Raw genomic sequence first — 24,192 nt, forward strand, 5'->3', positions numbered from 1 at the left:
GGGGTGAGATCGTGAACCGGTTCGCCCCGTAGCATGACAGGCGCTCGAAGATTCCCCGTCGAAAGGACACCCCGAAAGTGCTGCGCACTCACCTGGCCGGATCGTTGCGTGCAGAGGATGCCGGCACCGTCGTCACCCTCGCGGGCTGGGTGGCGCGTCGGCGTGACCACGGCGGAGTGATCTTCATCGACCTGCGCGACAGCTCCGGCGTCGCCCAGGTCGTCTTCCGCGAGTCGGACGTCGCCGAGCAGGCGCACCGGCTGCGCTCCGAGTACTGCGTCCTGGTGACCGGCACCGTCGAGAAGCGGCCCGAGGGCAGCGAGAACCCGAACCTGCCGTCCGGTGCCATCGAGGTCAACGTCGCCGAGCTGACGGTGCTCAACGAGTCGGCGCCGCTGCCCTTCCAGCTCGACGAGGAGCCGGGCGAGGAGGCGCGCCTGAAGTACCGCTACCTGGACCTGCGACGCGAGGGCCCCGCCGCCGCGATCAAGCTGCGCAGCCAGGCGAACGCCGTGGCGCGCAACATCCTGGCGCTCAACGACTTCACCGAGATCGAGACGCCGACGCTGACCCGCTCCACCCCGGAGGGCGCCCGCGACTTCCTGGTGCCTGCGCGTCTGCGCCCCGGCACCTTCTACGCGCTGCCGCAGAGCCCGCAGCTGTTCAAGCAGCTGCTCATGGTCGCCGGCATGGAGCGGTACTACCAGATCGCGCGCTGCTACCGCGACGAGGACTTCCGCGCCGACCGACAGCCCGAGTTCACCCAGCTCGACATCGAGATGAGCTTCGTGGACCAGGAGGACGTGATCGCCCTCGGCGAGCAGATCGTCAAGGCCCTGTGGTCGCTCATCGGCCACGAGATCCCCACCCCGATCCCGCGCCTGACCTACGCCGAGGCCATGCGCCGCTTCGGCTCGGACAAGCCGGACCTGCGCTTCGGCCTCGAGCTCGTCGAGTGCACCGAGTACTTCAAGGACACGCCGTTCCGCGTCTTCCAGGCGCCGTACGTCGGCGCCGTCGTCATGCCGGGCGGCGCGAGCCAGCCCCGTCGCCAGCTCGACGCGTGGCAGGAGTGGGCCAAGCAGCGCGGCGCCCGCGGCCTCGCGTACGTGCTGATCGGCGAGGACGGCGAGCTGACCGGCCCCGTCGCCAAGAACCTCTCGGACGACGAGCGCGCCGGCCTGGCCGCGCACGTGCACGCCCAGCCGGGCGACTGCGTGTTCTTCGCCGCCGGCCCCACCAAGACGATGCGCGCCCTGCTGGGCGCGGCCCGCGGCGAGATCGCCGACAAGCTGGGCCTGATCAAGGAGGGCGACTGGGCCTTCACCTGGGTCGTCGACGCCCCGCTGTTCGAGCCGGCCGACGATGCGACCGCCTCCGGCGACGTTGCCGTGGGCGACGGCGCCTGGACGGCGGTGCACCACGCCTTCACCAGCCCCAAGCCGGAGTCGGTCGACACCTTCGACACCGACCCGGGCAGCGCCCTGGCCTACGCCTACGACATCGTCTGCAACGGCAACGAGATCGGCGGCGGCTCGATCCGTATCCACCGCAAGGACGTTCAGGAGCGCGTGTTCGCGATCATGGGCATCGACGAGGAGCAGGCCCGCGAGAAGTTCGGCTTCCTGCTCGACGCCTTCTCGTACGGCGCCCCGCCGCACGGCGGCATCGCCTTCGGCTGGGACCGCGTCGTCTCGCTGCTGGCCGGCGCGCCGTCGATCCGCGAGGTCATCGCGTTCCCGAAGTCGGGCGGCGGCGTCGACCCGCTGACCGACGCGCCCGCGGCCATCACGGTGCAGCAGCGCCGCGAGTCGGGCATGGACGCCAAGCCGAAGAAGCCGGAGCAGGCCGCGGCGGACCAGGGCGCCGAGCAGAAGTAGCCGCGTGCGCCACATCCGGGTGATCAGCCCGCCCGATCGGACCGAAGCGGTGCTCGCGCTGCTGCGGTCGCGGCCGGGCGTCACCCACATCACGCTGGCGCCCGGCACGTCGCTCGTCCCCGCGGGCGACGTGCTCAGCGCGGAGGTCACCCGGGAGGCCGCGCACCGCGTGCTGCAGGGCCTCGAGGAGCTCGGCATCCCCGCCGACGGCGCCGTCACCGTCTCGACGCTGGACACGGTGCTCTCCGATGCCGCTGAGGCCGCGGAGAAGGCTGTGCCCGGCGACCCGTCGGACGCCGTGGTCTGGGAGGAGCTGACCGCCCGGACCCGCGAGGAGTCGACGCTCAACTCGACCTTCCTGGCCTTCCTGGTGCTCGCGGTCCTGCTGGCCGCCGTCGGCGTGGTGACCAACTCGCCGGTCACCGTGGTCGGCGCGATGGTCGTGGGGCCGGAGTTCGGGCCGCTCGCCGCGATCGCGGTGGCGCTCGCGACCCGTCGCCTGCACTTCGCGGTACGCCCCGTGATCGCGCTGTCCGTCGGTTTCCCCGTGGCGATGCTGTGCACCTGGCTGGGCGCGGAGGCCGCGCTCGCCGCCGACCTGTTCACCGTGGACGTCCTCGACTCCGCGGGCCAGGTCGACTTCATCTACCGCGTCGGGCCGTTCTCGCTCATCGTCGCGCTGCTCGCCGGCGCCGCCGGCATGATCTCGATGGTCACCGCGAAGTCGGCCGCCCTCGTGGGCGTCTTCATCTCCGTCACGACGGTGCCCGCCGCCGGCTACGCCGTGGTCGCCGCGACGGTCGGGGAGTGGCAGCGCGCCCTCGAATCGACGGGGCAGCTCGCGATCAACCTGGTCGGCATCGTCGTCGCGGGGGTCCTCGTGCTGGTCCTGCGGCCCGCCGCGTGGCGCGACATGCGGGAGCAGGTGGGCCTGTGAGCATCGACGCGCTCCGCGACCTCGACGCGGCCGGCCTGCGCCGACTCTCCGCGCGGGTCCGCGGCCTCATCGACGACGAGGGCATCACGTACAATGCCCTCGACGCGCTGCCCCCGGCCCACGACCCGGCCGTCCCCGGGGCGGCGACCGAGCCCGGGCCGTGGCGGCTCGACCCGCTGCCGGTGCTGCTCGGCGCGGAGGAGTGGGACGCCCTCGCCCGCGGCGTCGCGCAACGCTCGCTGTTGCTCGACGCGGTCCTCAAAGACTTCTACGGCGAGCAGCGCACCCTGCGCAGCGGCACCGTGCCGCCGGAGGTGCTCTTCGCGCACCCCGGCTTCATCCGGCGCGCCGTCGGCGTCCCGTCGCCGGGCCCGCGCTCGCTGTTCCTGCACGGCGTCGACCTCGGGGAGGCCGCCGGCGACGAGGTGACCGGCTACGTCGCGGTCGCGGACCGCACCCAGGCCCCGTCGGGCGTGGGTTACGCGCTCGCCGACCGCCGCGTGACCTCCCGAGCGCTGCCGCGCGAGCTCCGGGCCGAGACGCCGCGTCCCGTTGCGTCCTTCGCGGCGGCCCTGCGCGTCCAGCTCGTCGAGGCGGCGCCGCCCGGGGTCGACGATCCGACCGTCGTCGTGCTCAGCCCTGGCTCGTTCTCCGAGACCGCGTTCGATCAGGCCTACCTCGCGTCGGTGCTGGGCTTCCCGCTGGTCGAGGCGTCCGACCTGACGGTGCGCGACGGGGGCGTGTTCATGCGCTCGCTCGGCCGGATGAAGCGCGTCCACGTGATCCTGCGGCGCGTCGATTCCGAGTTCTCCGACCCCCTCGACCTGCGTACGGACTCGCAGCTCGGCGTCGTCGGGCTGGTGGAGATGATGACGCGCGGGGCGGTCACCGTCGTCAACACGCTCGGCTCGGGCGTCCTCGAGAACCCCGCCCTGCACGCCTACCTTCCGCAGCTGTGCCGCGACCTGCTCGACGAGGACCTGCTGCTCCCGTCGACGCCGACGCTCCACGCCGCGACCCCGGCAGGACGCGCCGCGGTCGACGGTCCGCTCGACGACCGGCTCGTGCTGAACTTCGCCACCGGCGAGCGGTTCGCAGGCGCGGCGCTCTCCGAGGACCGGGCCACCGACCTGCGACGACGGATCGCCGCCGACCCGACGGTGTGGTGCGTCAAGACGCTCGTGCGCTTCACCGGCCGGCCCGCCGTCGAGCGCGGCGCCGTCACCGAGCGCGGCTTCGCCCTGCGCGCCTTCGCCCTCGCCCAGGAGTCCGGATACACCGTGCTGCCGGGCGGCCTCGGCCAGGTGCTGGTCGACGGTGCCGACGGCGCCCTGCTGCACTCGTCGGCCGCCCGCGACGTATGGGTGCCCTCGTCGGAGGAGCTGCGCGCCCCCGCCCGGGTGGCGACCGCGCCCCGCTCGGGCCGGATCGGCGCCGCCGCGAGCGGCCCCGTCGCGACGCCGCGCGTGCTCTCGGACCAGTTCTGGATCGGGCGGTACGCCGAGCGCGCCGAGGCCACCGTGCGGATGCTGTCGATGGCGCACGACCGGAGCCGCGAGTTCCGGCACCGGCCGTGGCAGGCGGGCGCCGACGTGCTGCAGCCGCTGCTCGACGCGGTCGTCGAGGCCACCGTGACCGATCAGCTCGGCCCGATCGTCGTGGAGGGCACGGAGCAGACGGACGTGCTCGCGCGCCTGCGCCGTCTCACCCTCGACGTCGACGTGCCGGGCAGCGTCGCGCACTCGGGCGTGCGGCTGCGGTCCTGCCTGCGGGCCGTGCGCGACCAGATGTCGACCGACACGTGGCTGGTGCTCAGCGGCGCCGAGCGCTCGCTCGGGCGGCTCGCGGCCGACCGCGACGACGCGGGGGAGCAGCTCGACCAGACGCTCGGCGAGGTCCTGGTCTCGCTGCTGGCCTTCGCCGGCCTCGGCCGGGAATCGCTGGTGCAGGACCCGGCCTGGCTCATGATGGACGCCGGCCGCCGCATCGAGCGCGCGCTGCAACTCACCGCCGTCACGCGGGCGATGGTGGTCCCCGAGAATCCCGCCGAGATCGAGGCGGGCCTGCTCGACGCGTACCTCGTGACGTGCGAGTCCGCCGTCACCTACCGTCGCCGGCACCGCGCCGTCCTCCGCGCGGGCGCCGCCGTCGACCTGATGTTCCTCGACGCGACCAACCCGCGCTCGCTCGTCGCCGCGCTCACCGCCCTGTCCGCCGACCTGGCGCAGCTGTCCGACGAGCTGCGCAGCGCGACGTGCGAGCGCACCGTCGGCGAGGTCCTGGCGCAGCTGGGGCGGTTCGACCTCGACGACGCCGAGACGATCGTCGACGGGCGGCGGTCGGAGGTCGAGGCACTGCTGGACGCCGTCGACGAGGGCGTGCGGGAGGTCTCCGACGTCCTCGAGCGGACGCGGTTCGCCCCGCCCGCCGCCGCACGGCCGCTCTGGGTGGGGGTGCAGTCATGGGCCTGAGCTTCTCCCGGCGCACCGAGGATTCCCGGACGCGCCGGTACCGCGTCGTGCACGAGACCACCTACACCTACGACGCGGAGGTCACCTCCAGTTTCGGCCGCTGCTACCTCTCGCCGCGGGAACTGTCCGACCAGCGGGTCGACGAGCACGCGATCATCGTCGGTCCCGAGCCCTCGGACCGCTCCGAGGGCGTCGACGCCTACGGCAACACCGACACCTACTTCCACGTGACCACGCCGCACACCCGGCTCCTCGTCCGCGGCGAGTCCCTCGTCGAGGTGGACCCGCTGGACCGCGCGATCACCGACGAGGGACCGGCGCTCGCGCCGTGGGAGTTGGCCCGGCCCGTCGGCGAGGCGGGAGCGCTCGCCGCGCAGTACCGGCTCGACCAGCGGCCGCCCGAGATCGACGACGCCGTGCGCGCGTACGCCGACGCGATCTTCACCCCCGGGAAACCGCTGGTGGAGGCCGTCGAGGAGCTGACCACGCGGATCTACACGGACTTCGCCTACAAGTCGGGCGCGACGAACGTCTCGACCCGCGTCGGCACCGTGATGGAACGCCGCGAGGGCGTCTGCCAGGACTTCGCGCGCGTCGCGATCGCCTGCCTGCGGTCTAAGGGCCTCGCCGCGCGGTACGTCTCCGGTTACCTCGCGACCGAGCCGCCGCCCGGCCAGGACCGGGTCGTCGGCGCCGGCGCCACCCACGCGTGGGCCGCCGTATGGCTGCCCGGCGACGCGTGGTTGCCGTTCGACCCGACCAACAACAAGTTCGTCGACGAGCGGCACGTGACCGTCGCCTGGGGCCGCGATTACGAGGACGTTCCGCCCCTGCGCGGCGTCATCTACACCGAATCGAAGGGATCGAAGATCCATGTCTCCGTGGACGTCGCGCCCCTGCCCGACTGAGGTAGGTTGGAAGTGATGGTCACCGCGCTGGGGTACGAGACGACGAGGGCGGCCCTTTCCGCGGTGGAGGGCCTGCTGGGTCGCCGGGTCGGCGCCTCCGTCGACCTGGGGGAACCCGAGGATCTGGGCGGATCCGGCCGCACGCTGGTCATGCGCGTGCGGGTGCTGCACAACAACCCGCTGCTGCCGCGGTCCGTCGTGATCAAGCAGTTGCGCGCCGCCGACCACACCGACAAGGACCACTCGGAGGCCTTCGCCCGTGAGGGCGCCGCCTACAAGTTCGCGACCGCGCTGCCGGTCGACGCGCGGCCCGGTCCGCAGCTCCTGGCGTCCGATGCGGAGCAGCGCATCCTCGTGCTCCAGGACCTCGGCGAGGGCGAGACGATGGGGGACCTGCTGCGGCGCACGCCGTCGTCGGGCGCCGCCACGGTGCTCTCCGCCTGGGCGCAGGCCCTCGGCCGCATGCACGCCGGCACCTACGGCCGCGAGCGCGACCTGTCGGTGCTCGCCCGCCGCGAGCACACGGACTCGCGCCACGACCCGGTCGCCGGCGAGGCCGCCCGCGCCGCCGAGGCCGTTCCGGCCGCTGTCGGCGGGGTCGATGATGCCGCGCGCGCCGTGCTCGACGCCGCGGTCGCCCTCTTCACCGAGGGGCCGTTCCGAGCGTTCAGCCCGTCCGACGTCGGTCCCGACAACACCCACGTCGTGGGCGGCGCCGTGCGCTTCCTGGACTACGAGTGGGCCGGCTTCCGCGACGGCGCGCTGGACGTGGCCTACGCGCTGCTGACCTACCCGGACTGCACCGAGGACGGCCACGACCCCGACCTCGACGTCGCGATCGTGGAGGCCTGGCGCTCGGAGGTCGTGCGGCTGTGGCCGCGCCTCGCCGACGACGTCTCGCTCCGCCGCCACGTGACCACGGCCAAGCTGGCCTGGCTCACCCTCGCCACCTACTGGGCGCTCGGCCTGGATTCCGCCAGCCGGATCGACGCCGGCCACCTCGACAGCCTGCCGGCGTGGTCGTACGACGACCTCGCGGCGCGCTGGGACCGGCTGGCCGCGGCGGATCCGCGGGTCCGCGACTTCGCCGTCGCGGCCGCCGCGAAGGTCCGGGCGCTGTGACCCGCCCCGCGGAGGTCCGCACCCGGTGACCGGCTCCCTGTTCGGCGACGACGGGGACCTCGGAGCGCCACCCGAAGCACCCCCGTCCCGGGGGCCGGTCGAGTTCGTCCCCACCCACGCGGGCACGCCGCTCGCGGTCCGCATGCGGCCCCGCGACCTCGACGAGGTGCTCGGGCAGGAGCACCTGCTCGGCCCCGGGACGCCGCTGCGCCGGCTCATCGACGGTGCGGGCGCGGCCAGCGTGATCCTGTACGGCCCGCCCGGCACCGGCAAGACGACGATCGCCTCGCTCATCTCCGGCGCGACGGGCCGCCGGTTCGAGGCGCTGTCCGCCCTCTCGGCGGGCGTCAAGGACGTGCGCGCCGTCATCGAGCTGGCCCGCCGCCGCCTCCTCGTCGACGAGCAGACGGTGCTCTTCATCGACGAGGTGCACCGGTTCTCGAAGGCGCAGCAGGACGCGCTGCTCGCGGCAGTGGAGAACCGCGTCGTGCTGCTCGTCGCGGCCACCACGGAGAACCCCAGCTTCTCGGTGGTCTCGCCGCTGCTCTCGCGCTCCCTCATCCTGCAACTGCGCCCGCTCGAGCCCTCACACATCTCGGAGCTCATCGACCGCGCGCTGTCGGACCCGCGGGGCTACGACGGTGCGCTGACCATCGCCGACGAGGCCCGCGAGCACCTCGTGCGCCTGGCCGGCGGCGACGCCCGGCGCTCGCTCACCGCGCTCGAGGCGGCCGCGGACGTGACGCTGGGGGAGGGCGGCGACGAGATCACCCTGGAGGCCGTCGAGTCGTCGATCGACACCGCCGCCGTGCGGTACGACCGGGCGGGCGACCAGCACTACGACGTGATCAGTGCCTTCATCAAGTCGATCCGCGGCTCCGACGTCGACGCGGCGCTGCACTACCTCGCCCGGATGATCTCAGCGGGCGAGGACCCGCGGTTCATCGCCCGCCGCCTCGTCGTGCACGCCTCCGAGGACATCGGCATGGCCGACCCGCAGGCGCTGCTCGTCGCGACTGCCGCGGCGCAGGCGGTCCAGCTCATCGGCATGCCCGAGGCGCGGCTCGCGCTGGCGCAGGCCACGATCCATCTGGCCTCGGCGCCCAAGTCCGACGGGGTCGTCGCGGCGATCGGCGCCGCGATGGGCGACGTGGCGGCCGGCAAGGCCGGGCCGGTGCCGCCGCACCTGCGCGACGGCCACTACGCCGGCGCGGAGAAGCTGGGCAACGCCCAGGGCTACGTCTACCCGCACGGGGTGCCGGGCGGCGTCGCCGCGCAGCAGTACCCGCCCGACGACCTGGTCGGTGTCGACTACTACGCCCCCACCGATCACGGTTTCGAGCGGGAGATCGGCCCGCGGGTGACCCGGCTGCGCGGGATCCTCCGGCGTCGGTGACGCGACGGCCGGACCGGGCCGAGGAACGCACGTGCGCCGGGTGTCGGCGCGTCGGTAAGGTGGTTGGGTCGCTGTAACGCTCGAAGACACTCAGAACGCGAAGGATCGCTGTGCAGACCCATGAGATTCGGAAGCGGTTCACGGACCACTTCGTCAAGGCCGGACACACCCAGGTGCCGAGTGCATCGCTGGTGCTGAACGACCCGAATCAGCTGTTCGTGATCGCGGGCATGGTGCCCTTCGTGCCGTTCTTCCTGGGCCAGCAGACCCCGCCGTACGACCGCGCCACGTCGATCCAGAAGTGCGTCCGCACCCTGGACATCGAAGAGGTGGGCATCACCACGCGGCACAACACCTTCTTCCAGATGGCCGGCAACTTCAGCTTCGGCGACTACTTCAAGCGCGACGCCATCCGGTTCGCCTGGTCGCTGCTGACGAACCCCGTCGAGGACGGCGGCTTCGGGATGGATCCCGAGCGCCTGTGGTCGACGGTCTACCTGGACGACGACGAGGCCCGCGACCTGTGGCTCGAGGTCGGCCAGGTGCCCGAGCGCATCCAGCGCCGCGGCATGAAGGACAACTACTGGTCGATGGGCATCCCCGGCCCCGCCGGCCCGTGCTCGGAGATCTTCTACGACCGCGGCCCCGAGTACGGCGCCCCGGGTGGCCCCGAGGCCGACGAGGACCGCTACATCGAGATCTGGAACCTCGTCTTCATGCAGAACGAGCGGGGCCAGGGCGGCGGCAAGGAGAACTTCGAGATCCTCGGCGAGCTGCCGAAGAAGAACATCGACACCGGCATGGGCGTCGAGCGCGTCGCCTTCCTGCTGCAGGGCGTCGACAACGTCTACGACACCGACCTGCTGCGCCCCGTGATCGATCGCGCGCAGGAGCTCACCGGCCAGCGCTACAACGCCGGCGACGCCGAGCACGACCGCCTGTTCCGCGTCATCGCCGACCACACCCGCACCGCCGTCATGCTCATCCAGGACGGCGTGAACCCCGGCAACGACGGCCGCGGCTACGTGCTGCGCCGCCTGCTGCGCCGCGTCGTCCGCTCGGCCCGCCTCCTCGGCGCCACCGGCGAGACCATGGGCGACTTCGTCGACACCGTCATCTCGACGATGACGCCGTCGTACCCCGAGCTCGCCGACGACGCGCAGCGGATCCGCACCGTCGCCACCGGCGAGGAGCAGGCCTTCCTCAAGACTCTGGAGCAGGGCACCACCCTGTTCGGCAACGCCGTCGACGCCACCAAGTCCTCCGGGAAGACGGTGCTCTCCGGCGACGACGCCTTCACCCTGCACGACACCTACGGCTTCCCGATCGACCTCACGCTGGAGATGGCCGCCGAGGCCGGCCTGCAGGTCGACGAGGAGGGCTTCCGAGGCCTCATGGCCGAGCAGCGCCAGCGCGCCAAGGACGACGCGAACTCCCGCAAGTCGGCGCTCGCCGACCTCTCGGTGTTCCGCGAGTTCCTCGATCGTGGTCCCACCGAGTTCACCGGCTTCGACGAACTGGTCTCCGACGCCCAGGTCCTCGGCCTGGTCAAGGACGGCGTCCGCGTGCCCGTCGTGCACCAGGGCGACGACGTGGAGATCGTGCTCGATCGCAGCCCGCTGTACGCCGAGGCCGGCGGCCAGCTCTCCGACATCGGCACCATCACCACGGCCGCCGGCGCGCAGATCGTCGTCACCGACGTGCAGCGCGTCGCCAAGACGCTGTGGCGCCACCAGGGCACCGTCGCCTCCGGCGAGGTCTCCGAGGGCGACACCGTCACCGTCGCCGCCGACGCGGGCCACCGCCACGGCAGCACCCAGGGGCACTCCGGCACGCACCTCGTGCACGCCGCGCTGCGCCAGGTGCTCGGCCCCAACGCCGTCCAGGCGGGCTCGCTCAACAAGCCCGGCTACCTGCGGTTCGACTTCCGCTGGTCGGGCGGCCTGAACGACGACCAGCGCGCCGACATCGAGCGCGTCACCAACGAGGCCGTGCAGGCCGACTACGCGGTGCACACCGACGTCACCGACCTGGAGACCGCCAAGCGGCGCGGCGCGATGGCGCTGTTCGGCGAGAACTACGGCGATCAGGTGCGCGTCGTGGAGATCGGCGGCCCGTTCTCGATGGAGCTGTGCGGCGGCACGCACGTCGCCAGCTCGGGCCTCGTCGGCCCCGTCACCGTGCTCGGCGAGAGCTCCGTGGGCTCCGGCGTGCGGCGCGTCGAGGCGTACGTGGGCCTCGACTCGCAGAAGTACCTCGCCAAGGAGCACGCGCTCGTCTCGGCGCTGTCCAGCTCGCTCAAGGTGCCCTCCGAGGAGGTGCCCGCTCGCGTCGAGTCGCTGGTCACCCGCCTCAAGGACGCCGAGAAGGAGCTCGAGAAGCTCCGCGCGCAGGCCGCCCTCTCGGCGCTGGCCGAGCTGGCCTCGTCGCCGGAGCGCGTCGGTGCGGTCCGACTCGTGGCCGCGAAGGCCCCCCAGGGCGTCACCGCGGGCGAGCTCCGCGGCCTGGTCACCCAGCTCAAGGGCCGGCTCGGCGCCGAGCCCGCCGTCATCGCGCTGTTCGCGGTCGACGGCGACAAGGTCCCGTTCGTGGTGGCCGCCAACGACGCCGCCCAGGACTTGGGCGTCAAGGCCGGCGACGTGGTCAAGGCCGCGGCGCCGTCCGTGGGCGGCCGTGGCGGCGGCAAGGCCGACATGGCGCAGGGCGCCGGCTCGGATGCCTCCGGGGTCGACGGTGCCCTCACCGCGGTCCGGGCCGAGGTCGCGCGGACGGTCGGCGCCTGACGGTGAGCGGCGCGGAACCCGCCTGGGAGCGGGGCCGGCGGCTGGCCCTCGACGTGGGCAAGGCCCGCATCGGAGTGGCCGTCTGCGACCCCGACGGGATCCTCGCGACGCCGGTCGAGACCGTGCGCGCCGCGAAGGACGGGTCGGACCTCCGCCGGATCGCGCAGCTCGTGGTCGACTACGAGCCGGTCGAGATCGTGATCGGCATGCCGCGCACCCTCCGCGGGGAGCACGGCGCGTCGGCGAAGATGGCCGAGGGCTTCGCGCGGCGGCTCGCCGGGGTTCTCGGTGCCGCGAGCACGACGCCGCCCCGGGTATGTTTTTTCGATGAGCGCTTCACCACCGTCACGGCGCAGCGGGCGCTGCGCGAGAACGGGGTGCGGGCGAAGGAGCAGCGAGCGGTGATCGATCAGGCCGCCGCGGTGGCCATCCTCCAGGGATGGCTCGACGAGCGGAGGCCGGTGTCCGGTCCCGAGGAGGTCGACGAGTGAGCGACGGCTGGAACAACGAGCGCGCCGATCCGGTGGCGGTCGGCGAACAGCGGTCCACCCGCTCGGAGCGGCGCCGTGCGGCGCAACGCGAGCGGATCAAGCGCCGTCGCCGCGTCGCGCTGCTGTCGCTGATCGTCGTCTTCCTGGTCGTCATCGGCGGCGTGCTGTGGACGGTGCGCGGCTCCCTGTTCGGCGGCGGCTCCACGCCCGAGGATTACGCCTCCGGGCAGGCGGGTCCCGAGGTCGTGGTCCACATCGAGGGCCAGAACAACTCCGACTTCGCGCAGAACCTCGTGGACGCGGGCGTGGTGAAGTCCGTGGGCGCGTTCAACCAGGCGGCGGGCGACAAGCCGATCTCCGCGGGCTACTACGAGCTGCGCAAGTCGCTGCCGGCGTCGGAGGTCGTCACCATGCTGGTCGACCCGGCGCGGTCGCACCGCGTGGGCATGCTCAACGTCTCCGCCGGCGCCGTCCTCGACGACAAGCGCAGCAAGGACAACAAGGTCGCGCAGGGCATCTTCAGCCAGCTCTCCGCCGCCACCGCGCACACCGTCGACGGCGTGAAGAAGCAGACTCCGAAGGCCGAGTTCGTCAAGGTCGCTTCCGCCGCGTCGGTCGCCGACCTGGGCGTCCCGGAGTGGGCCGCCGCCACCGTCACCCGGCTCAAGGGCGATCACCGCCGCATCGAGGGCCTCATCGCGCCCGGCGTCTGGGACCAGATCGATCCCGCGGGGACGCCGACCGCCATCCTCAAGCAGCTCATCACCGCATCGGCCAAGCAGTACGAGGCGCAGGGCCTGCTCACCGCGAGCCGGACGTCCCCCGCGAAGCTGGCGCCGTACCAGGTGCTGGTCTCGGCGTCGATCGTCGAGCGCGAGGTCAACCAGGCCGACGACTACCCGAAGGTCGCGCGGGTGATCCTCAACCGTCTCGCGAAGAACCAGAAGCTCGAGATGGACTCGACGGTCAACTACGGCGAGGCCGTCACCGGCATCGACGTCGCGGGCGAGAAACTGCTCAAGAAGACCGAGTGGAACACCTACGCCAAGACCGGCCTGCCGGCCACGCCGATCGGCGCCGTCGGCACCGACGCGCTGGTCGCGACGGAGAACCCCGCGCCCGGGCCGTGGCTGTACTTCGTCACCGTCGACAGCAAGGGCACCACGCTGTTCACCGACGACTTCGCCCAGCACGAGCGCAATCGGCAGAAGGCGTGCGACACCAAGTTCCTCACCGTCGGCTGCGGTCCGTGACGCGGCGCGCCGCCGTCCTCGGCAAGCCGATCACCCACTCGCTCTCGCCCGTCCTGCACGGCGCGGCCTTCGCCGCGCTCGGCCTGGACTGGACCTACGAGCGGATCGAGTGCGACGCGGAGGCGCTGCCCGGCCTCGTCGGAGGGCTCGGCCCCGAGTGGGTCGGCCTGTCGGTCACCATGCCGGGCAAGTTCGCGGCGCTGGAATTCGCCGACGAGCGCACCGACCGCGCCGTCACCGTGGGCTCCGCCAACACCCTGGTCCGTACGGAGTCGGGCTGGCTCGCCGACTGCACCGACGTCGACGGTGCCGACGGCCTCCTCGCCGAGTGCGGCGCCGCGGGGGAGTCCGCGGTCGTCGTCGGCGCGGGCGGCACGGCCCGCCCGGTGTTCGCCGCGCTCGCCGAGCGGGGCTTCACCCGCACGACGGTGCTCGCCCGCTCGGAGGAGAGGGCGCAGGGCGCGCTCGCGTGCGCCGAGACCTTCGGGCTGACGGCCGCCTGGGCGCCGCTCACCGCGGCGGCGGTGCCGCGGGCCGACGTGGTCGTCTCGACCCTGCCCGGCGCCGCCCAGCCCGACGACTTCCCGCTGATGGACGCGCTGTCGTCGGCGGCGCCCGCCGTCGCGGACGTGGCCTACGACCCGTGGCCGACACTGCTCGTCGCCGCCGCGGAGTCGAAGGGCGCGCGCACCGCCGGCGGCCTGACGATGCTGCTGCACCAGGCCTTCCGGCAGGCCGAGTGGTTCACCGGCAGGCCCGCGCCGCGGGAGGCGATGGCGGCGGCGCTGGCCGCCGCGAGGGAGGCATCATGAGCACGGACTTCCGCTACCGCTTCCGGCCGCGGTACTACGAGATCGACCGCCAGGGCGTCATGTTCAACATGTGGTACCTCGGCTACGTCGACACGGCGATCGGCGAGTTCTACGCCGATCGCGGCACGCCGTACGAGGCCATGATCGCCGCGGGTTACGACTCGCAGGTGGTCCACGTCGAGCTCGACTACGCCGCGGGGCTGACCGACGAGGGCGACACCGAGCTCGTCATGCGGACCGGGCGGATCGGCACGAAGAGCTTCACGATCGAGTTCGTCTTCGTCACCGATCTCGACGCCGGCGAGCCGACCGAGGCCGTCGCCGGGCGGATCGTCTACGCCGTGATCGCCGCCGACGGCTCGGGCTCCATCCCGATTCCCGATGCGCTGCGCGAGGCCCTGCAGGCCTGACACACTGGCCCCGTGGAGTGGGGGCTCTTCGGGGGTGTCTTCCTGGCGTGGTGCGCCGTGCTGTGCTGGTTCGACGTGCGGGAACGGAGGCTCCCGAACGTCCTGACCCTGCCCGCCGCGAGCGTCGCTCTCGCCGGCTCGCTCTGGGCCGTGTTCGAGGGTGACTCCGCCCCGCTGGCCGGAGCCGCCGTCTGGACCGCGGTGAACGGCGCCGCCTTCCTCGCGCGCGGCATGGGTGCGGGCGATGTGAAGCTGGCGCCGGCCCTCGGTGCCGCCGTCGCCTGGTCGGGTGGCGTCCCCGCGGTACTCCTGGTGATCCTCGGCGCGCAGCTGCTCACGCTCGCCTGGGCGCTCACCACCCGCGACCGCACGGTGCCGCACGGCCCGCCGATGATCGCCGCCGCGCTGTTCGCGGGGTTCGCGACCTAGGGCCAGCCCGGTGCGGCCGGGACCGTTCCGGCGGCGACGGCGTCCGCCAACTGGGCGTGGTCGCGACTGTTCTGCTCGGCGTACGCGAACGCGAAGTCGGTGAAGGCGTCGGCCACGCGCGGCGCGGCGCCGAGGTAGCCGTCGATCTGCGCGGCGTCGCCGCTGCGGGCGTGGGCGCGGGCGAGGACGTGGCCACAGGCCTCGGCGAACGCCGGGAGCCGGGGCGCGATGACGGCGCCGTCGGGGATCACCTTGCCGTCCCGGAACTGCCGGACGTAGTAGTCCATCCCGTCGATCGAGGTCCAGCCGACGAACATGTCCGTGGAGGCCTGGATGAGGCGCTGCCCCTGCACCACCCGCGCCCCGTGGGTCGAGTACCGGCTAGGCCCCAGGAACTGCTCGTAGACGGAGGGGCCGGCCTGTTTGACCTGGAGGAACAGCGCGTCGCCCGTGCGGCGTTCCTCGCTCAGCGTGAGGAACACCCGCATGCCGACGCTGCCGACGCCGACCACCTGCTGGACGGCGTCGACGAGGTCGTAGCGCGACCACAGGTGCGCGATGTGGTCGGCGATGCTCTCGCGGTACTGCGTGACGATCGTGTCGAGCTGTTCCGCGTACTCGCTGAGGGCGTGCGTGCGGTACGGCGGATCCTCGATGATCTGGCGGGTCCCGTCGACCAGCTGTGTGAACTTCTTGAGGGCCCCGCGCTGGGAACGCTTGTCGGCGCGCTTCTCGATCTGCTCCTCCACCCGATGCTCGTCGTCGGGCGCGAGATACTCGGCGAGCTGCGTGACGTCGACGTTGTCGTACCAGATGTCCAGCTCCGGCCACGAGGCGTACGTCGAGATCCACTCGCGATAGCCCTGGTATCCGCGGCGCACCGCCTCGCGGGCGACCTCCGAGGTGAGCCCGTTGCTCTCGGCGAGGATGACCAGGCTGGTGAGGAACCGCTTGACGTCCCATTCGAAGGGCCCGGGCAGGGTCTCGTCGAAGTCGCGGAGATCGAACAGGAGGTTGCGCTCGGGGCTGCGCCACATGCCGAAGTTGAGGACGTGCGCGTCGCCGCAGAGCTGCACCTGCAGGTCCGTGTGCGGTGCGGACGCGAGGTCCGCCGCCATGACCGCGGCGGCGCCGCGGTAGTAGGTCCAGGGTGACGCCGCCATGCGGCCGTGCCGGATGGGCAGGAGGGCGGTGTCGCGGATCGCGTTCTGCGCGAGGATCGTCTCCAGTGCATCGTGGCCCCGGGTCTCGGGATTCCACACCCCGATGGCGCTGCGGGGCGCCTGCTTCCTGGCTGCCTTGCCCGCTGCTGCGGGTGCCATCGCGTCTCCGGCGCCGGTGATCGGAGTGTTCATGATCGCAGTGTGCGTCCTCACGGGCCGCGTGCGGTGGCGAATGGCAGGGAATCTTCGTGCGATCTTCATATTCGGCGAACGCCGCCGCGCGATTCCCTTGGATCCACGGTGAGCGCAAGGGGTCACAGACGAAACCGCGCGGCATACCGTCGAATCCGTGACCGCACCGACCTCACGCCCTGTCCTCGGGATAGCCCTGGAGCCGTTCGGCTGGCATCCCGCAGCGTTCGCGGAGGTCGGCGCGGATCCACTGGAGGCCACCTCCGCGGAGCACTGGGTTGGGCTGGCCCGCTCCGCGGAGGTGGCCGCCGCCGACCTCGTGACCTTCGAGGACTCCTTCTCGCTCACCGCCCGCGACCGCCTCACCGGCCGGTTCGATGCCACCCTGCTCGCCGCTCGCGTGGCGCCCTCGGTCCCGCGGATCGGCCTGGTCCCCACGGTGACCGCCACCCATACCGAGCCCTTCCACGCCTCGAAGGCGATCGCGACTCTCGACTACGTCAGCGGCGGTCGCGCCGGGGTGCTCCCCGCCACCACGGGCGACGCGGCCGACGCGGCCCTCTTCGGCCGGAAGGCGCCGCAGGACGCGGCGTCGCGTGCCGCCGAGGCCCGCGAGTACATCGAGGTGCTGCAGGACCTCTGGGACAGCTGGGAGGACGAGGCCATCGTCAAGGACCTCGCCACGGGCCGGTTCGTCGACCGGGACCGGCTGCACTACATCGACTTCCAGGGCGAGAACTTCTCCGTCAAGGGACCGTCGATCACGCCGCGGCCCCCGCAGGGGCAGCCGCCCGTGGTCGCGCGGGTCACCGACGCCGCCTCCGAGTCCGTGGCCGCGGGCGTCGACGTCGCGATCGTCCCCGCGGCACCCGACGATCAGCTCGTCGAGACCGCCCGGCGGCTCCGCGCCTCCGGGGTGCCGCTGCTCCTCGTCGACGTCACCGTCCATCTCGCCGACTCCGAGCGCACCGCGCTGCGCCGCATCGAGAAGCTGGACCGGCGCGAGCCCGCGGACGACGACACGCACGTCTTCGCCGGCACGGGGGAGTCCCTGGTGCGCACCGTCTCCGAATGGCAGTCCCTCGGCTTCGACGGTGCCCGCCTGCGCCCCGGCGTCAACGCCGTCGACCTGCCCCGCCTGCGCTCCGCGTTCGCGCCGCTCCTCCCCGGAGCCCCGCGGACAGGAACTTTCCGCGAGATCCTCGGCCTCGCACCCGCGGTCAACCGTTTCGCCGCTGTGAAGGGAGCCTGATGACCGGGCTGAACGTCCTCGACCTCGCGCCCATCCCGGACGGCGGCACACCGTCGGACGCGCTGCGCAACACCCTGGACCTCGCGCGCCGCGCCGAGGACTGGGGCTACGGCCGGTACTGGGTCGCCGAGCACCACTTCGCGCACGTCGCGAGCGCCGCCCCGGCCGTGCTGATCGGCGAGATCCTGGCCCGCACGAGCCGGATCCGCGTCGGCTCCGCGGCGGTGCTCATCGGCTTCACCACCGCGCCCGCCGTCGCCGACGCCTTCGGGGTGCTGGCCGCGCTGCATCCCGGCCGGGTGGACATCGGCCTCGGGCGGACGGGGCAGCGCCTGCGGACGCCCCCGCCGGGAGCGCCCGCGCCGAACCCTGCGATCGTCGCCGGCTACGAGCAGCTCTACCACCCGAAGGCGGAGCCCCCGAGTTACACCCAGCAGGTCGAGGACGTGCTCGACCTGGTCGGCGGCACGTTCAGCGCCGACGGGCACGCGCTGCGCTCCCCGGTCGCGGAGGCGGCCCGGGACGCGCCCGTGTGGATCTTCGGCAGCAGCGCGGGGGAGAGCGCGCAGCTCGCCGGTGCCCGTGGCCTGCCCTTCGTCGCGAACTACCACGTCAGCCCCGCGAGCACGTTGGAGGCGGCGCGGGCCTACCGCGAGGCCTTCCGGCCCTCCGACCGCCTCGCGGCGCCGCACCTCGTGGTGAGCGCCGACGTGGTGGTCGGCGACACCGACGCCCAGGCGCGGGAGCTCGCCGCCGGCTTCCCCGCGTGGGTGCACTCGATCCGCTACGGCACCGGTGCGATCGCCTACCCGCGCGACAGCGCCGGCCTCACGGACGAGGAGCGCGCGCAGGTCGCCGACCGGACCGACACCCAGTTCGTCGGCGAGCCCGGCCGCGTCGCCGACGGGCTGCGTGCCCTCGTCGAGCGCACCGGTGCCGACGAGCTGGTGATCACCTCGGTCACCCACGATCACGCCGCGCGGCTGCGCAGCCACGAACTCCTGGCCAAGGAATGGGGCCTCCTGTGACCGCCGACCGCGCCGACGTCCCCGTCCGGGAGGGCGTGCACCGCAAGCCGATCCACCTCGCCGCGCATTTCCCCGGCGTCAATCACAACACCGTGTGGTCGGATCCCGCGGCCCGTAGCCAGGTGGAGTTCGACTCCTTCGTCCACCTCGCGCGCGCGGCCGAGCGCGCCAAGTTCGACTTCTTCTTCCTCGCCGAGGGGCTGCGGTTGCGCGAGCACCTCGGGCGCATCCACGACCTCGACGTGGTGGGCCGGCCCGACACGTTCACGGTGCTCGCGGCGCTGGCCGCCGTCACCGACCGGATCGGCCTCGCGGGCACCATCAACACGACCTTCAACGAGCCCTTCGACGTGGCGCGGCAGTTCGGCACGCTCGATCACCTCAGCGGTGGCCGCGCCGCCTGGAACATGGTCACGAGCTCCGACGCCTTCACCGGAGAGAACTTCCGCCGCGGGGGATACCTCGCGCACGCGGACCGGTACCACCGCGCCGACGAGTTCGTGACCGTCGCGCGGAAGTTCTGGGACGGGTGGGGCGACGGCGACGTCGTGCACCACGGGACGCAGTTCGACGTGCGCGGTTCGGCGCCGCTCCCGCCGTCGCCGCAGGGGCACCCCGTCCTGCTGCAGGCGGGGGACTCCGGCGAGGGACGCGACTTCGCCGCGGCGCAGGCCGACGCGATCTTCACCCGGCACGGCTCGCTCGAGAGCGGCCGCACCTTCTACGCCGACGTCAAGCGTCGCGCCGCCGACCGCGGCCGGAATCCTGACCACCTCAAGGTATTCCCAGGTGCCGCCGCCGTCGTCGGTGATACGCCGGACGAGGCGCAGGAGAAGGCGCGCGACATCCGGCGCCGGCAGGTCAGCCCGCAGACCGCGCTGAACTTCCTCGAGCAGGTGTGGGGCCGGGAGCTGCAGTCCTTCGACCCCGACGGCCCGCTGCCCGACGTGGATCCGGTGTACGACGCCCCGGCGGTGCAGGGCCGCGTGCTGCACGCCGATCCCCGCGAGATCGTCGCCACCTACCGCGCCCGGGCCGAGGCCGGCGGCCTCTCCATCCGCGAGCTGGTCATCGAGCTCAACACCCGGCCGCAGTTCGTGGGGACGGCCCAGCAGGTGGCCGACGAGATCGACACCTACATCCAGGCCGACGCCGCCGACGGCTTCATCCTGGTTCCGCATCTCACGCCCACCGGGTTGGACGAGTTCATCGACGGCGTGGTCCCGCTGCTGCAGGAGCGGGGGGCCTTCCGTACCGAGTACGCGGGCAGCACCCTCCGCGATCACCTCGGCCTGCCCGTCCCGGGGACGGCGTCGGAGGCGCAGCGCGCCGGTTAGCGCCTCTTCACTGGATTGCCTCGCGCGCCCGGCTGGAACCGGTTACCGTGCGGCCATGAGCCGTGCGATGCGTCCCGATCTGTCCGGTGTCGACCCCCTCGTGGTCAACCTCACCCACCGCGTGTGCCTGGGCGACCTGCCCACCCGCGCCGCCCGCTCCTTCGGCGATCGCGTCGCGCTCGTCGACGGCGGCACGACGGTGACCTACCGCGAGCTGGAGAGCCGCTCGAACGCCCTCGCCCGGGGCCTGCAGGCGCGCGGGTACGGCCGCGGCGACGCGATCGCCTTGCAGCTGCAGAACCGGTGGGAGTTCGTGGTCTCCCTGTTCGCGTGCGCGAAGCTCGGCGTCGTGGCGATGCCGCTGAACCTGCTGCTCGGCCCGGGCGACGTCGCGTACCAGCTCGGCGACAGCGGCGTCCGCGCCGTCATCACCGAGGACGTCTTCGCGCCCGCACTCACCGCGGCCCTGGACGCCGCCGACCACCGGGTCGAGGCCGTCCACATCGTGGCCAACGGCGGCGGCGTGCTGCCCGCCGAGGTGGGCGGCGTCCCGTCGACCGCCTTCACCGAGGTGGCGGACCCGGACGATTCCGTCGTGGAGACGATCGTCGAGGACCGGGACATCCTGCACTGCCTGTACACCTCGGGGACCACGGCCCGGCCGAAGGGTGTGGTCACCAGCCATGTCGCGGTGCACATCTCGGCGCTGTCCTCCGCGGTCGCGCTCGGCGTGCGGCCCGACGTGCAGCCGGCGGTGCAGCCGATCGCGCTGCCGCTCTTCCACGTCACCGCTCTCGACGCCCTGCTCATGCCGATGCTCGTCACCGGTGGCACCGCGGTCCTCCTGCGCGGCTTCGACCCGGCCGCGCTCGCGGGCGCCTTCGTCGACCACCGGGTCACGCACCTGACGCTGCTGCCGATGATGTGGGCGGCCCTGCTCACCCGCCCCGAACTCACCGACGAGAACACCGCGTCGCTCCTCACCGGCCTGTACGCGATGGCGCCGATGCCGGCCGAGCTGCTGACGGCGTTGCGGGCCCGGTTCCCCGGCGCCGCCATCATCCTCGGTTCCGGGCAGACGGAGACGACCCCGGCGTCCGAGGTGCAGTGGACCGGCCACCAGGGCGTCAAGGACGATTCCTGGGGCCCGGCGACCGTCTCGACCGACGTCGCGATCATGGGCGACGACGGTGCGCTGCTCCCGCCGGGTGATGTCGGCGAGATCGTCTACCGCGCACCGCAGCTCATGGAGGGTTACTGGAACAACGCCGCGGCGAACACGGAGGCCTTCGCGCACGGCTGGTTCCACGGCGGCGACATCGGATACCTGGACGACGAGGGCGTCGTCTACTTCACCGACCGCGCGAAGGACATCATCAAGTCGGGCGGCGAGAACGTCTCCTCGGTGGAGGTCGAGCGCGTCCTGCTCGGCCACGACGCGGTCGCCGAGGTCGCCGTCGTCGGCACCCCGCACGAGCGCTGGGGCGAGGCGGTGACGGCCTTCGTCGTGACGTCTCCGTCGGGCGAGGCCGACGGTGACGCCCTCCTCGACTACGCCCGGCAGAACCTCGCGGGGTTCAAGGCGCCCAAGGAGATCGTCTTCGTCGACGCCCTTCCGAAGACCGCGACCGGCAAGATCCAGAAGAACCTCGTCCGGACCCTTCGGGAGACGCACACGTAGTCCACTTGCGCCAGTCGGACTAGTAGCACTGGTCCGATAAGTGTAAGATGAGCTCATGCGCACCATCACCAGCACTGAGGCGAAGGCCAAGCTGAACGCCGTGCTCGCCGAGGTCGAGCGGACAGGCAGTCCGATCACCGTCACCTCGCACGGCCGCGCGGTGGCGGTCATCTCGCCCGCGAGTCCTCGGACGCGCACGTTCGGACAGTTCCCCGGCCTCACCATCCCTGACGACTTCGATGAGCCCCTTCCCTACGATGAGCTCGACGCCTGGGATTCCGCTTCGTGACCGCCGTCCTGCTCGACACCAACGCTCTTCTGTGGCTGGTCAAGTCGCCTGAGCTGGTCGCCCCACAGGCGCTCGCCGTGGTCGGGGATCCCGGCAACGACCTGTTCGTCTCGGCCGCTTCCGCCTGGGAGATCGCGATCAAGACTCGCCTCGGTCGCCTCGACGGATCGGGAATCCTCTCGAGCTGGAAGGAGACGCTGGAGTCCATGGCGGCGCAGGAGCTGGCGATGGACTCGGCGGACGCAACCCTGGCAGGGCAGCTCAATTGGGAGCATCGCGACCCGTTCGACCGCATGATCGTCGCCCAGGCCACGCGTCGGGGGCTGGCGATCGCGACCAGCGACCGCGTCATCAGGCAAGGTGCCATGACACCGATCATCGCCACCACGTAGCGCCTAGGGCCTGTGACCGATCCGGTCAGGCCGCCGACGACAGGGCGGGCAGCAGGCCGCGTGCGTCGGTGAGGATCTGCTCGTAGTCGCGCACGTCGAACTCGTACGGCAGTTCCAGACGGAACTCGGTGACCGGCCCGGATTCCGGGGAGAACGCGGGGTCGGCGCCGAGCCGCTCGGCGATCTCCGCGATCGGCCCCACGAGATCCTCGGCGAACAGCGTGCGCTTGTCGCCGTGTGGCGTCAGCGTCCGCTCGTAACGCGACCGCGCGTACTCCCGGTACCGCGCGACGGTGGCCCGGTCCGCGCTGTCCGTCGGCACGATCACCCGTCCGACGGCGACCCGCTTGCCGGCCCCGCCGGCGGCGCGGAAGGCGTCGATGAGGGTGGCCTGGACCGTGCCGAAGTCTTCGGAGTCGATGCCCGCGGCCGAGACGATGTTGCCGGTCAGCAGGTGCAGGCCGGCCTCGCCGGTCCACCGCGACGAGCCGAGCGAGGTTCCGCCGTACCAGGAGCGGTCCGCCAGGCCGGGGGTGTGCGGCTGCAGCCGGGGCCGCTGCACGTTGCCGGGGGACTCGATCCGTGCGGTCTCGTCGCCGAGGTACGCGCCGCGCAGGTGCTCGACGGTGCGCGCCACCCGCGCGTGCCCGAACTCGAAGGTGCGCCAGTCGCCCTCGAAGACGACGTCGGCGAGCAGGTCCGCATGCGGCATCCCGGTGGAGAAGCCGGGCTGCAGCCTGCCCCGGGAGAGGGCGTCCGCGAGCGACAGGTCCTCGGCCAAGCGGAACGGGTTCTCGTAGCCGATCGGGATCACCGCGGTGCCCAGCTCGATGGTCGACGTGCGCTGCGAGGCCGCCCCGAGGAACACGGCCGCGGAGGAGATGCCGTGCTCGAGGTGGCGCTGGCGCACCCAGGCGCCGCGGTAGTCCAGGCGCTCGCCGAATTCGATGAGGCGCAGCGTGTCCTCGAGACCGGAGGCGGGATCGTCGTCGACGTAGTTGCCCGGCGTGAGGAAGGCCAGCGACTCGATCGCCATCGGTCAGAACCCCGCGGTCGGGTTGATCTCGGACTTCGGCAGTGCCGAGGTCGGGACCTTCCACTTCTCGAAGAGCCGCTGGTACTCGCCGCGCGCGATGAGCGTGTTGATCGCCTGCGAGATCGCGGGCGCGATGGGGGAGCCCTTGGCCGTCACGAAACCGACCACGGTGGTGGAGTACTCACCGAGGAACTTCGTGCCGGGCACCTTGTCCACCAGGTAGCGCAGCGAGAGCGTCGGCCCGAAGTAGGCGTCCACCTTGTTGTTCTGCAGGCTGAGGATCACGGCGCCCTGGTCGTCGAGGTACTGGACGGTGTACGCGGGCTTGCCCTTCGACGTGCACTGGTCGACGCCCTTCTCCAGGATCTGCTGGAAGGTGGTGCCCGAGCCCGTGACGATCTTCTTGCCGCACAGGTCCTCCAGCGTCTTCACGCTCGTCAGACCGGAGTTCGACGAGCCGACGAAGGACTGGCCGTCGTTGAGGTAGGTCGCGAAGTCGACGACCTCGAGGCGCGGCTTGGTGACGCCGAAGTTGCCCTGGCCCACCTGGTACCGGCCGTTCTGGACGCCCGGGATGATCGTGGAGAAGGTCCCGATCTCCTGCTTCCAGGTCACGCCGAGGGCCTTGGCGACGGCGTTGCGGAGGTCCACGTCCAGGCCCACCGGGTTGCCGTCGGGGACCTCCCCGGCGTGCGGCAGGTTGTTGATGCCGGGCTGCCGGGTGAGCCCCAGCGTCAGCTCCTTCGTGCCGGCCGGCAGCAGCGCCTGGGCGGCGGGGTCCACCGCGACGGACGACACGACGTCCTGCGTCGGGATCGGGTAGCTCGAGCTCTGTGCCGCCGGATCGGACGAGCCGCCGCACGCCGAGAGCAGGGTGGCGGCGGCGATCAGGGGCAGGGCGAGCAGGGCGCGGCTGCGCATGGGGTCTCC

21 protein-coding genes are annotated in these 24,192 nt (G+C 72.4%); 18 read left to right on the top strand and 3 right to left on the bottom strand.

The features are described from left to right. The first annotated feature begins 77 nt into the window (after window positions 1-77). The 12 genes from aspS to ACLQ3K_RS18480 all read left to right on the top strand — a co-directional run bounded on the left by aspS (window position 78) and on the right by ACLQ3K_RS18480 (window position 14,892). The gene (aspS, locus tag ACLQ3K_RS18425) at window positions 78-1,880 is read left to right on the top strand and encodes an aspartate--tRNA ligase (RefSeq protein WP_224645009.1); all 1,803 of its coding nucleotides are present in this window, start codon (window positions 78-80) and stop codon (window positions 1,878-1,880) included. A gap of 4 nt (window positions 1,881-1,884) precedes the next feature. Beyond that, the gene (locus ACLQ3K_RS18430) at window positions 1,885-2,817 is read left to right on the top strand and encodes a DUF389 domain-containing protein (RefSeq protein ID WP_426001029.1); all 933 of its coding nucleotides are present in this window, start codon (window positions 1,885-1,887) and stop codon (window positions 2,815-2,817) included. Continuing rightward, entirely contained in the window at window positions 2,814-5,288 is a 2,475-nt protein-coding gene (locus tag ACLQ3K_RS18435; protein ID WP_426001030.1) for a circularly permuted type 2 ATP-grasp protein, read from the top strand. Before ACLQ3K_RS18430 ends, ACLQ3K_RS18435 begins: the two co-directional genes overlap by 4 nt. Continuing rightward, window positions 5,279-6,196 (top strand): transglutaminase family protein, encoded by a 918-nt coding sequence (locus tag ACLQ3K_RS18440; protein ID WP_224645012.1) that lies wholly within the window; start codon window positions 5,279-5,281, stop codon window positions 6,194-6,196. Before ACLQ3K_RS18435 ends, ACLQ3K_RS18440 begins: the two co-directional genes overlap by 10 nt. 15 nt (window positions 6,197-6,211) lie before the next feature. Beyond that, a complete protein-coding gene (locus tag ACLQ3K_RS18445; RefSeq protein WP_224645013.1) occupies window positions 6,212-7,318 on the top strand; it encodes a hypothetical protein in 1,107 nt (368 codons plus the stop codon). A 25-nt stretch (window positions 7,319-7,343) separates the two neighbouring features. After that, on the top strand, window positions 7,344-8,714 hold the full coding sequence (locus ACLQ3K_RS18450; RefSeq protein WP_224645014.1) for a replication-associated recombination protein A: 1,371 nt from the start codon (window positions 7,344-7,346) through the stop codon (window positions 8,712-8,714). A gap of 110 nt (window positions 8,715-8,824) precedes the next feature. Continuing rightward, window positions 8,825-11,497, top strand: a complete 2,673-nt coding sequence (alaS, locus tag ACLQ3K_RS18455) for an alanine--tRNA ligase (RefSeq protein ID WP_426001031.1) — start codon at window positions 8,825-8,827, stop codon at window positions 11,495-11,497. Window positions 11,498-11,499: 2 nt separating this feature from the next. Continuing rightward, window positions 11,500-11,988 carry a Holliday junction resolvase RuvX gene (ruvX, locus tag ACLQ3K_RS18460; RefSeq protein ID WP_224645016.1) on the top strand — a complete coding sequence of 163 codons (489 nt, stop codon included), beginning with the start codon at window positions 11,500-11,502 and terminating at the stop codon, window positions 11,986-11,988. Then, complete coding sequence (locus ACLQ3K_RS18465; RefSeq protein ID WP_224645017.1) at window positions 11,985-13,241, top strand: endolytic transglycosylase MltG; 1,257 nt, start codon at window positions 11,985-11,987, stop codon at window positions 13,239-13,241. Before ruvX ends, ACLQ3K_RS18465 begins: the two co-directional genes overlap by 4 nt. After that, window positions 13,229-14,053 (top strand): shikimate dehydrogenase, encoded by an 825-nt coding sequence (locus ACLQ3K_RS18470; protein WP_426001051.1) that lies wholly within the window; start codon window positions 13,229-13,231, stop codon window positions 14,051-14,053. The genes ACLQ3K_RS18465 and ACLQ3K_RS18470 overlap by 13 nt, the downstream gene beginning before the upstream one ends. Then, window positions 14,050-14,463, top strand: a complete 414-nt coding sequence (locus ACLQ3K_RS18475) for an acyl-CoA thioesterase (protein ID WP_224645018.1) — start codon at window positions 14,050-14,052, stop codon at window positions 14,461-14,463. The genes ACLQ3K_RS18470 and ACLQ3K_RS18475 overlap by 4 nt, the downstream gene beginning before the upstream one ends. A gap of 12 nt (window positions 14,464-14,475) precedes the next feature. Continuing rightward, window positions 14,476-14,892 carry a prepilin peptidase gene (locus ACLQ3K_RS18480; RefSeq protein ID WP_426001032.1) on the top strand — a complete coding sequence of 139 codons (417 nt, stop codon included), beginning with the start codon at window positions 14,476-14,478 and terminating at the stop codon, window positions 14,890-14,892. Here the strand turns inward: ACLQ3K_RS18480 and ACLQ3K_RS18485 are convergent. Next, window positions 14,889-16,247, bottom strand: a complete 1,359-nt coding sequence (locus ACLQ3K_RS18485) for a DUF2252 domain-containing protein (RefSeq protein WP_426001033.1) — start codon at window positions 16,245-16,247, stop codon at window positions 14,889-14,891. The two genes, ACLQ3K_RS18480 and ACLQ3K_RS18485, sit on opposite strands and share 4 nt — an antisense overlap. Window positions 16,248-16,404: 157 nt before the next feature. Here ACLQ3K_RS18485 and ACLQ3K_RS18490 point away from each other — a divergent pair, with 157 nt between their 5' ends. Genes ACLQ3K_RS18490 through ACLQ3K_RS18515 form a run of 6 tightly spaced genes read left to right on the top strand, consistent with a single transcriptional unit; the run spans window position 16,405 to window position 22,226 of the window. Next, window positions 16,405-17,499, top strand: a complete 1,095-nt coding sequence (locus ACLQ3K_RS18490; protein WP_426001034.1) for an LLM class flavin-dependent oxidoreductase — start codon at window positions 16,405-16,407, stop codon at window positions 17,497-17,499. Next, complete coding sequence (locus ACLQ3K_RS18495; RefSeq protein WP_426001035.1) at window positions 17,499-18,527, top strand: MsnO8 family LLM class oxidoreductase; 1,029 nt, start codon at window positions 17,499-17,501, stop codon at window positions 18,525-18,527. Before ACLQ3K_RS18490 ends, ACLQ3K_RS18495 begins: the two co-directional genes overlap by 1 nt. Next, window positions 18,512-19,864: an LLM class flavin-dependent oxidoreductase gene (locus ACLQ3K_RS18500; RefSeq protein WP_426001036.1), complete on the top strand. Its 1,353-nt coding sequence runs from the start codon at window positions 18,512-18,514 to the stop codon at window positions 19,862-19,864. Before ACLQ3K_RS18495 ends, ACLQ3K_RS18500 begins: the two co-directional genes overlap by 16 nt. Before the next feature lie 55 nt (window positions 19,865-19,919). Next, window positions 19,920-21,545, top strand: coding sequence for a class I adenylate-forming enzyme family protein (locus ACLQ3K_RS18505; RefSeq protein WP_426001037.1), 1,626 nt, complete (start codon window positions 19,920-19,922; stop codon window positions 21,543-21,545). Between the two features lie 55 nt (window positions 21,546-21,600). Then, window positions 21,601-21,834: a type II toxin-antitoxin system Phd/YefM family antitoxin gene (locus ACLQ3K_RS18510; RefSeq protein ID WP_336670405.1), complete on the top strand. Its 234-nt coding sequence runs from the start codon at window positions 21,601-21,603 to the stop codon at window positions 21,832-21,834. Next, window positions 21,831-22,226, top strand: a complete 396-nt coding sequence (locus ACLQ3K_RS18515) for a type II toxin-antitoxin system VapC family toxin (RefSeq protein ID WP_224645026.1) — start codon at window positions 21,831-21,833, stop codon at window positions 22,224-22,226. Before ACLQ3K_RS18510 ends, ACLQ3K_RS18515 begins: the two co-directional genes overlap by 4 nt. Window positions 22,227-22,251: 25 nt before the next feature. On the opposite strand, the gene ACLQ3K_RS18520 is transcribed toward ACLQ3K_RS18515, so the two are convergent. Together ACLQ3K_RS18520 and ACLQ3K_RS18525 are read right to left on the bottom strand one after the other, a co-directional pair. Further along, window positions 22,252-23,262, bottom strand: coding sequence for an LLM class flavin-dependent oxidoreductase (locus tag ACLQ3K_RS18520; protein WP_336670404.1), 1,011 nt, complete (start codon window positions 23,260-23,262; stop codon window positions 22,252-22,254). Between the two features lie 3 nt (window positions 23,263-23,265). After that, window positions 23,266-24,183, bottom strand: a complete 918-nt coding sequence (locus tag ACLQ3K_RS18525; RefSeq protein WP_259143234.1) for an ABC transporter substrate-binding protein — start codon at window positions 24,181-24,183, stop codon at window positions 23,266-23,268. Window positions 24,184-24,192: the final 9 nt, after the last annotated feature.

Origin of the sequence: Tsukamurella sp. DT100, from assembly GCF_049844855.1 — a bacterium.
In the GTDB taxonomy this organism is placed as follows: domain Bacteria; phylum Actinomycetota; class Actinomycetes; order Mycobacteriales; family Mycobacteriaceae; genus Tsukamurella.

Excerpts from the sequence above, each read along its gene's own strand:
- ACLQ3K_RS18500 (WP_426001036.1), top strand. The coding sequence starts at position 18,512 with ATGGGGCCTCCTGTGACCGCCGACCGCGCCGACGTCCCCGTCCGGGAG.
- ACLQ3K_RS18510 (WP_336670405.1), top strand. The coding sequence starts at position 21,601 with ATGCGCACCATCACCAGCACTGAGGCGAAGGCCAAGCTGAACGCCGTG.
- ACLQ3K_RS18495 (WP_426001035.1), top strand. The coding sequence starts at position 17,499 with ATGACCGGGCTGAACGTCCTCGACCTCGCGCCCATCCCGGACGGCGGC.
- ACLQ3K_RS18440 (WP_224645012.1), top strand. The coding sequence starts at position 5,279 with ATGGGCCTGAGCTTCTCCCGGCGCACCGAGGATTCCCGGACGCGCCGG.
- ACLQ3K_RS18520 (WP_336670404.1), bottom strand. The coding sequence starts at position 23,262 with ATGGCGATCGAGTCGCTGGCCTTCCTCACGCCGGGCAACTACGTCGAC.
- ACLQ3K_RS18475 (WP_224645018.1), top strand. The coding sequence starts at position 14,050 with ATGAGCACGGACTTCCGCTACCGCTTCCGGCCGCGGTACTACGAGATC.
- ACLQ3K_RS18445 (WP_224645013.1), top strand. The coding sequence starts at position 6,212 with ATGGTCACCGCGCTGGGGTACGAGACGACGAGGGCGGCCCTTTCCGCG.
- ACLQ3K_RS18505 (WP_426001037.1), top strand. The coding sequence starts at position 19,920 with ATGAGCCGTGCGATGCGTCCCGATCTGTCCGGTGTCGACCCCCTCGTG.
- ACLQ3K_RS18485 (WP_426001033.1), bottom strand. The coding sequence starts at position 16,247 with ATGAACACTCCGATCACCGGCGCCGGAGACGCGATGGCACCCGCAGCA.
- ACLQ3K_RS18525 (WP_259143234.1), bottom strand. The coding sequence starts at position 24,183 with ATGCGCAGCCGCGCCCTGCTCGCCCTGCCCCTGATCGCCGCCGCCACC.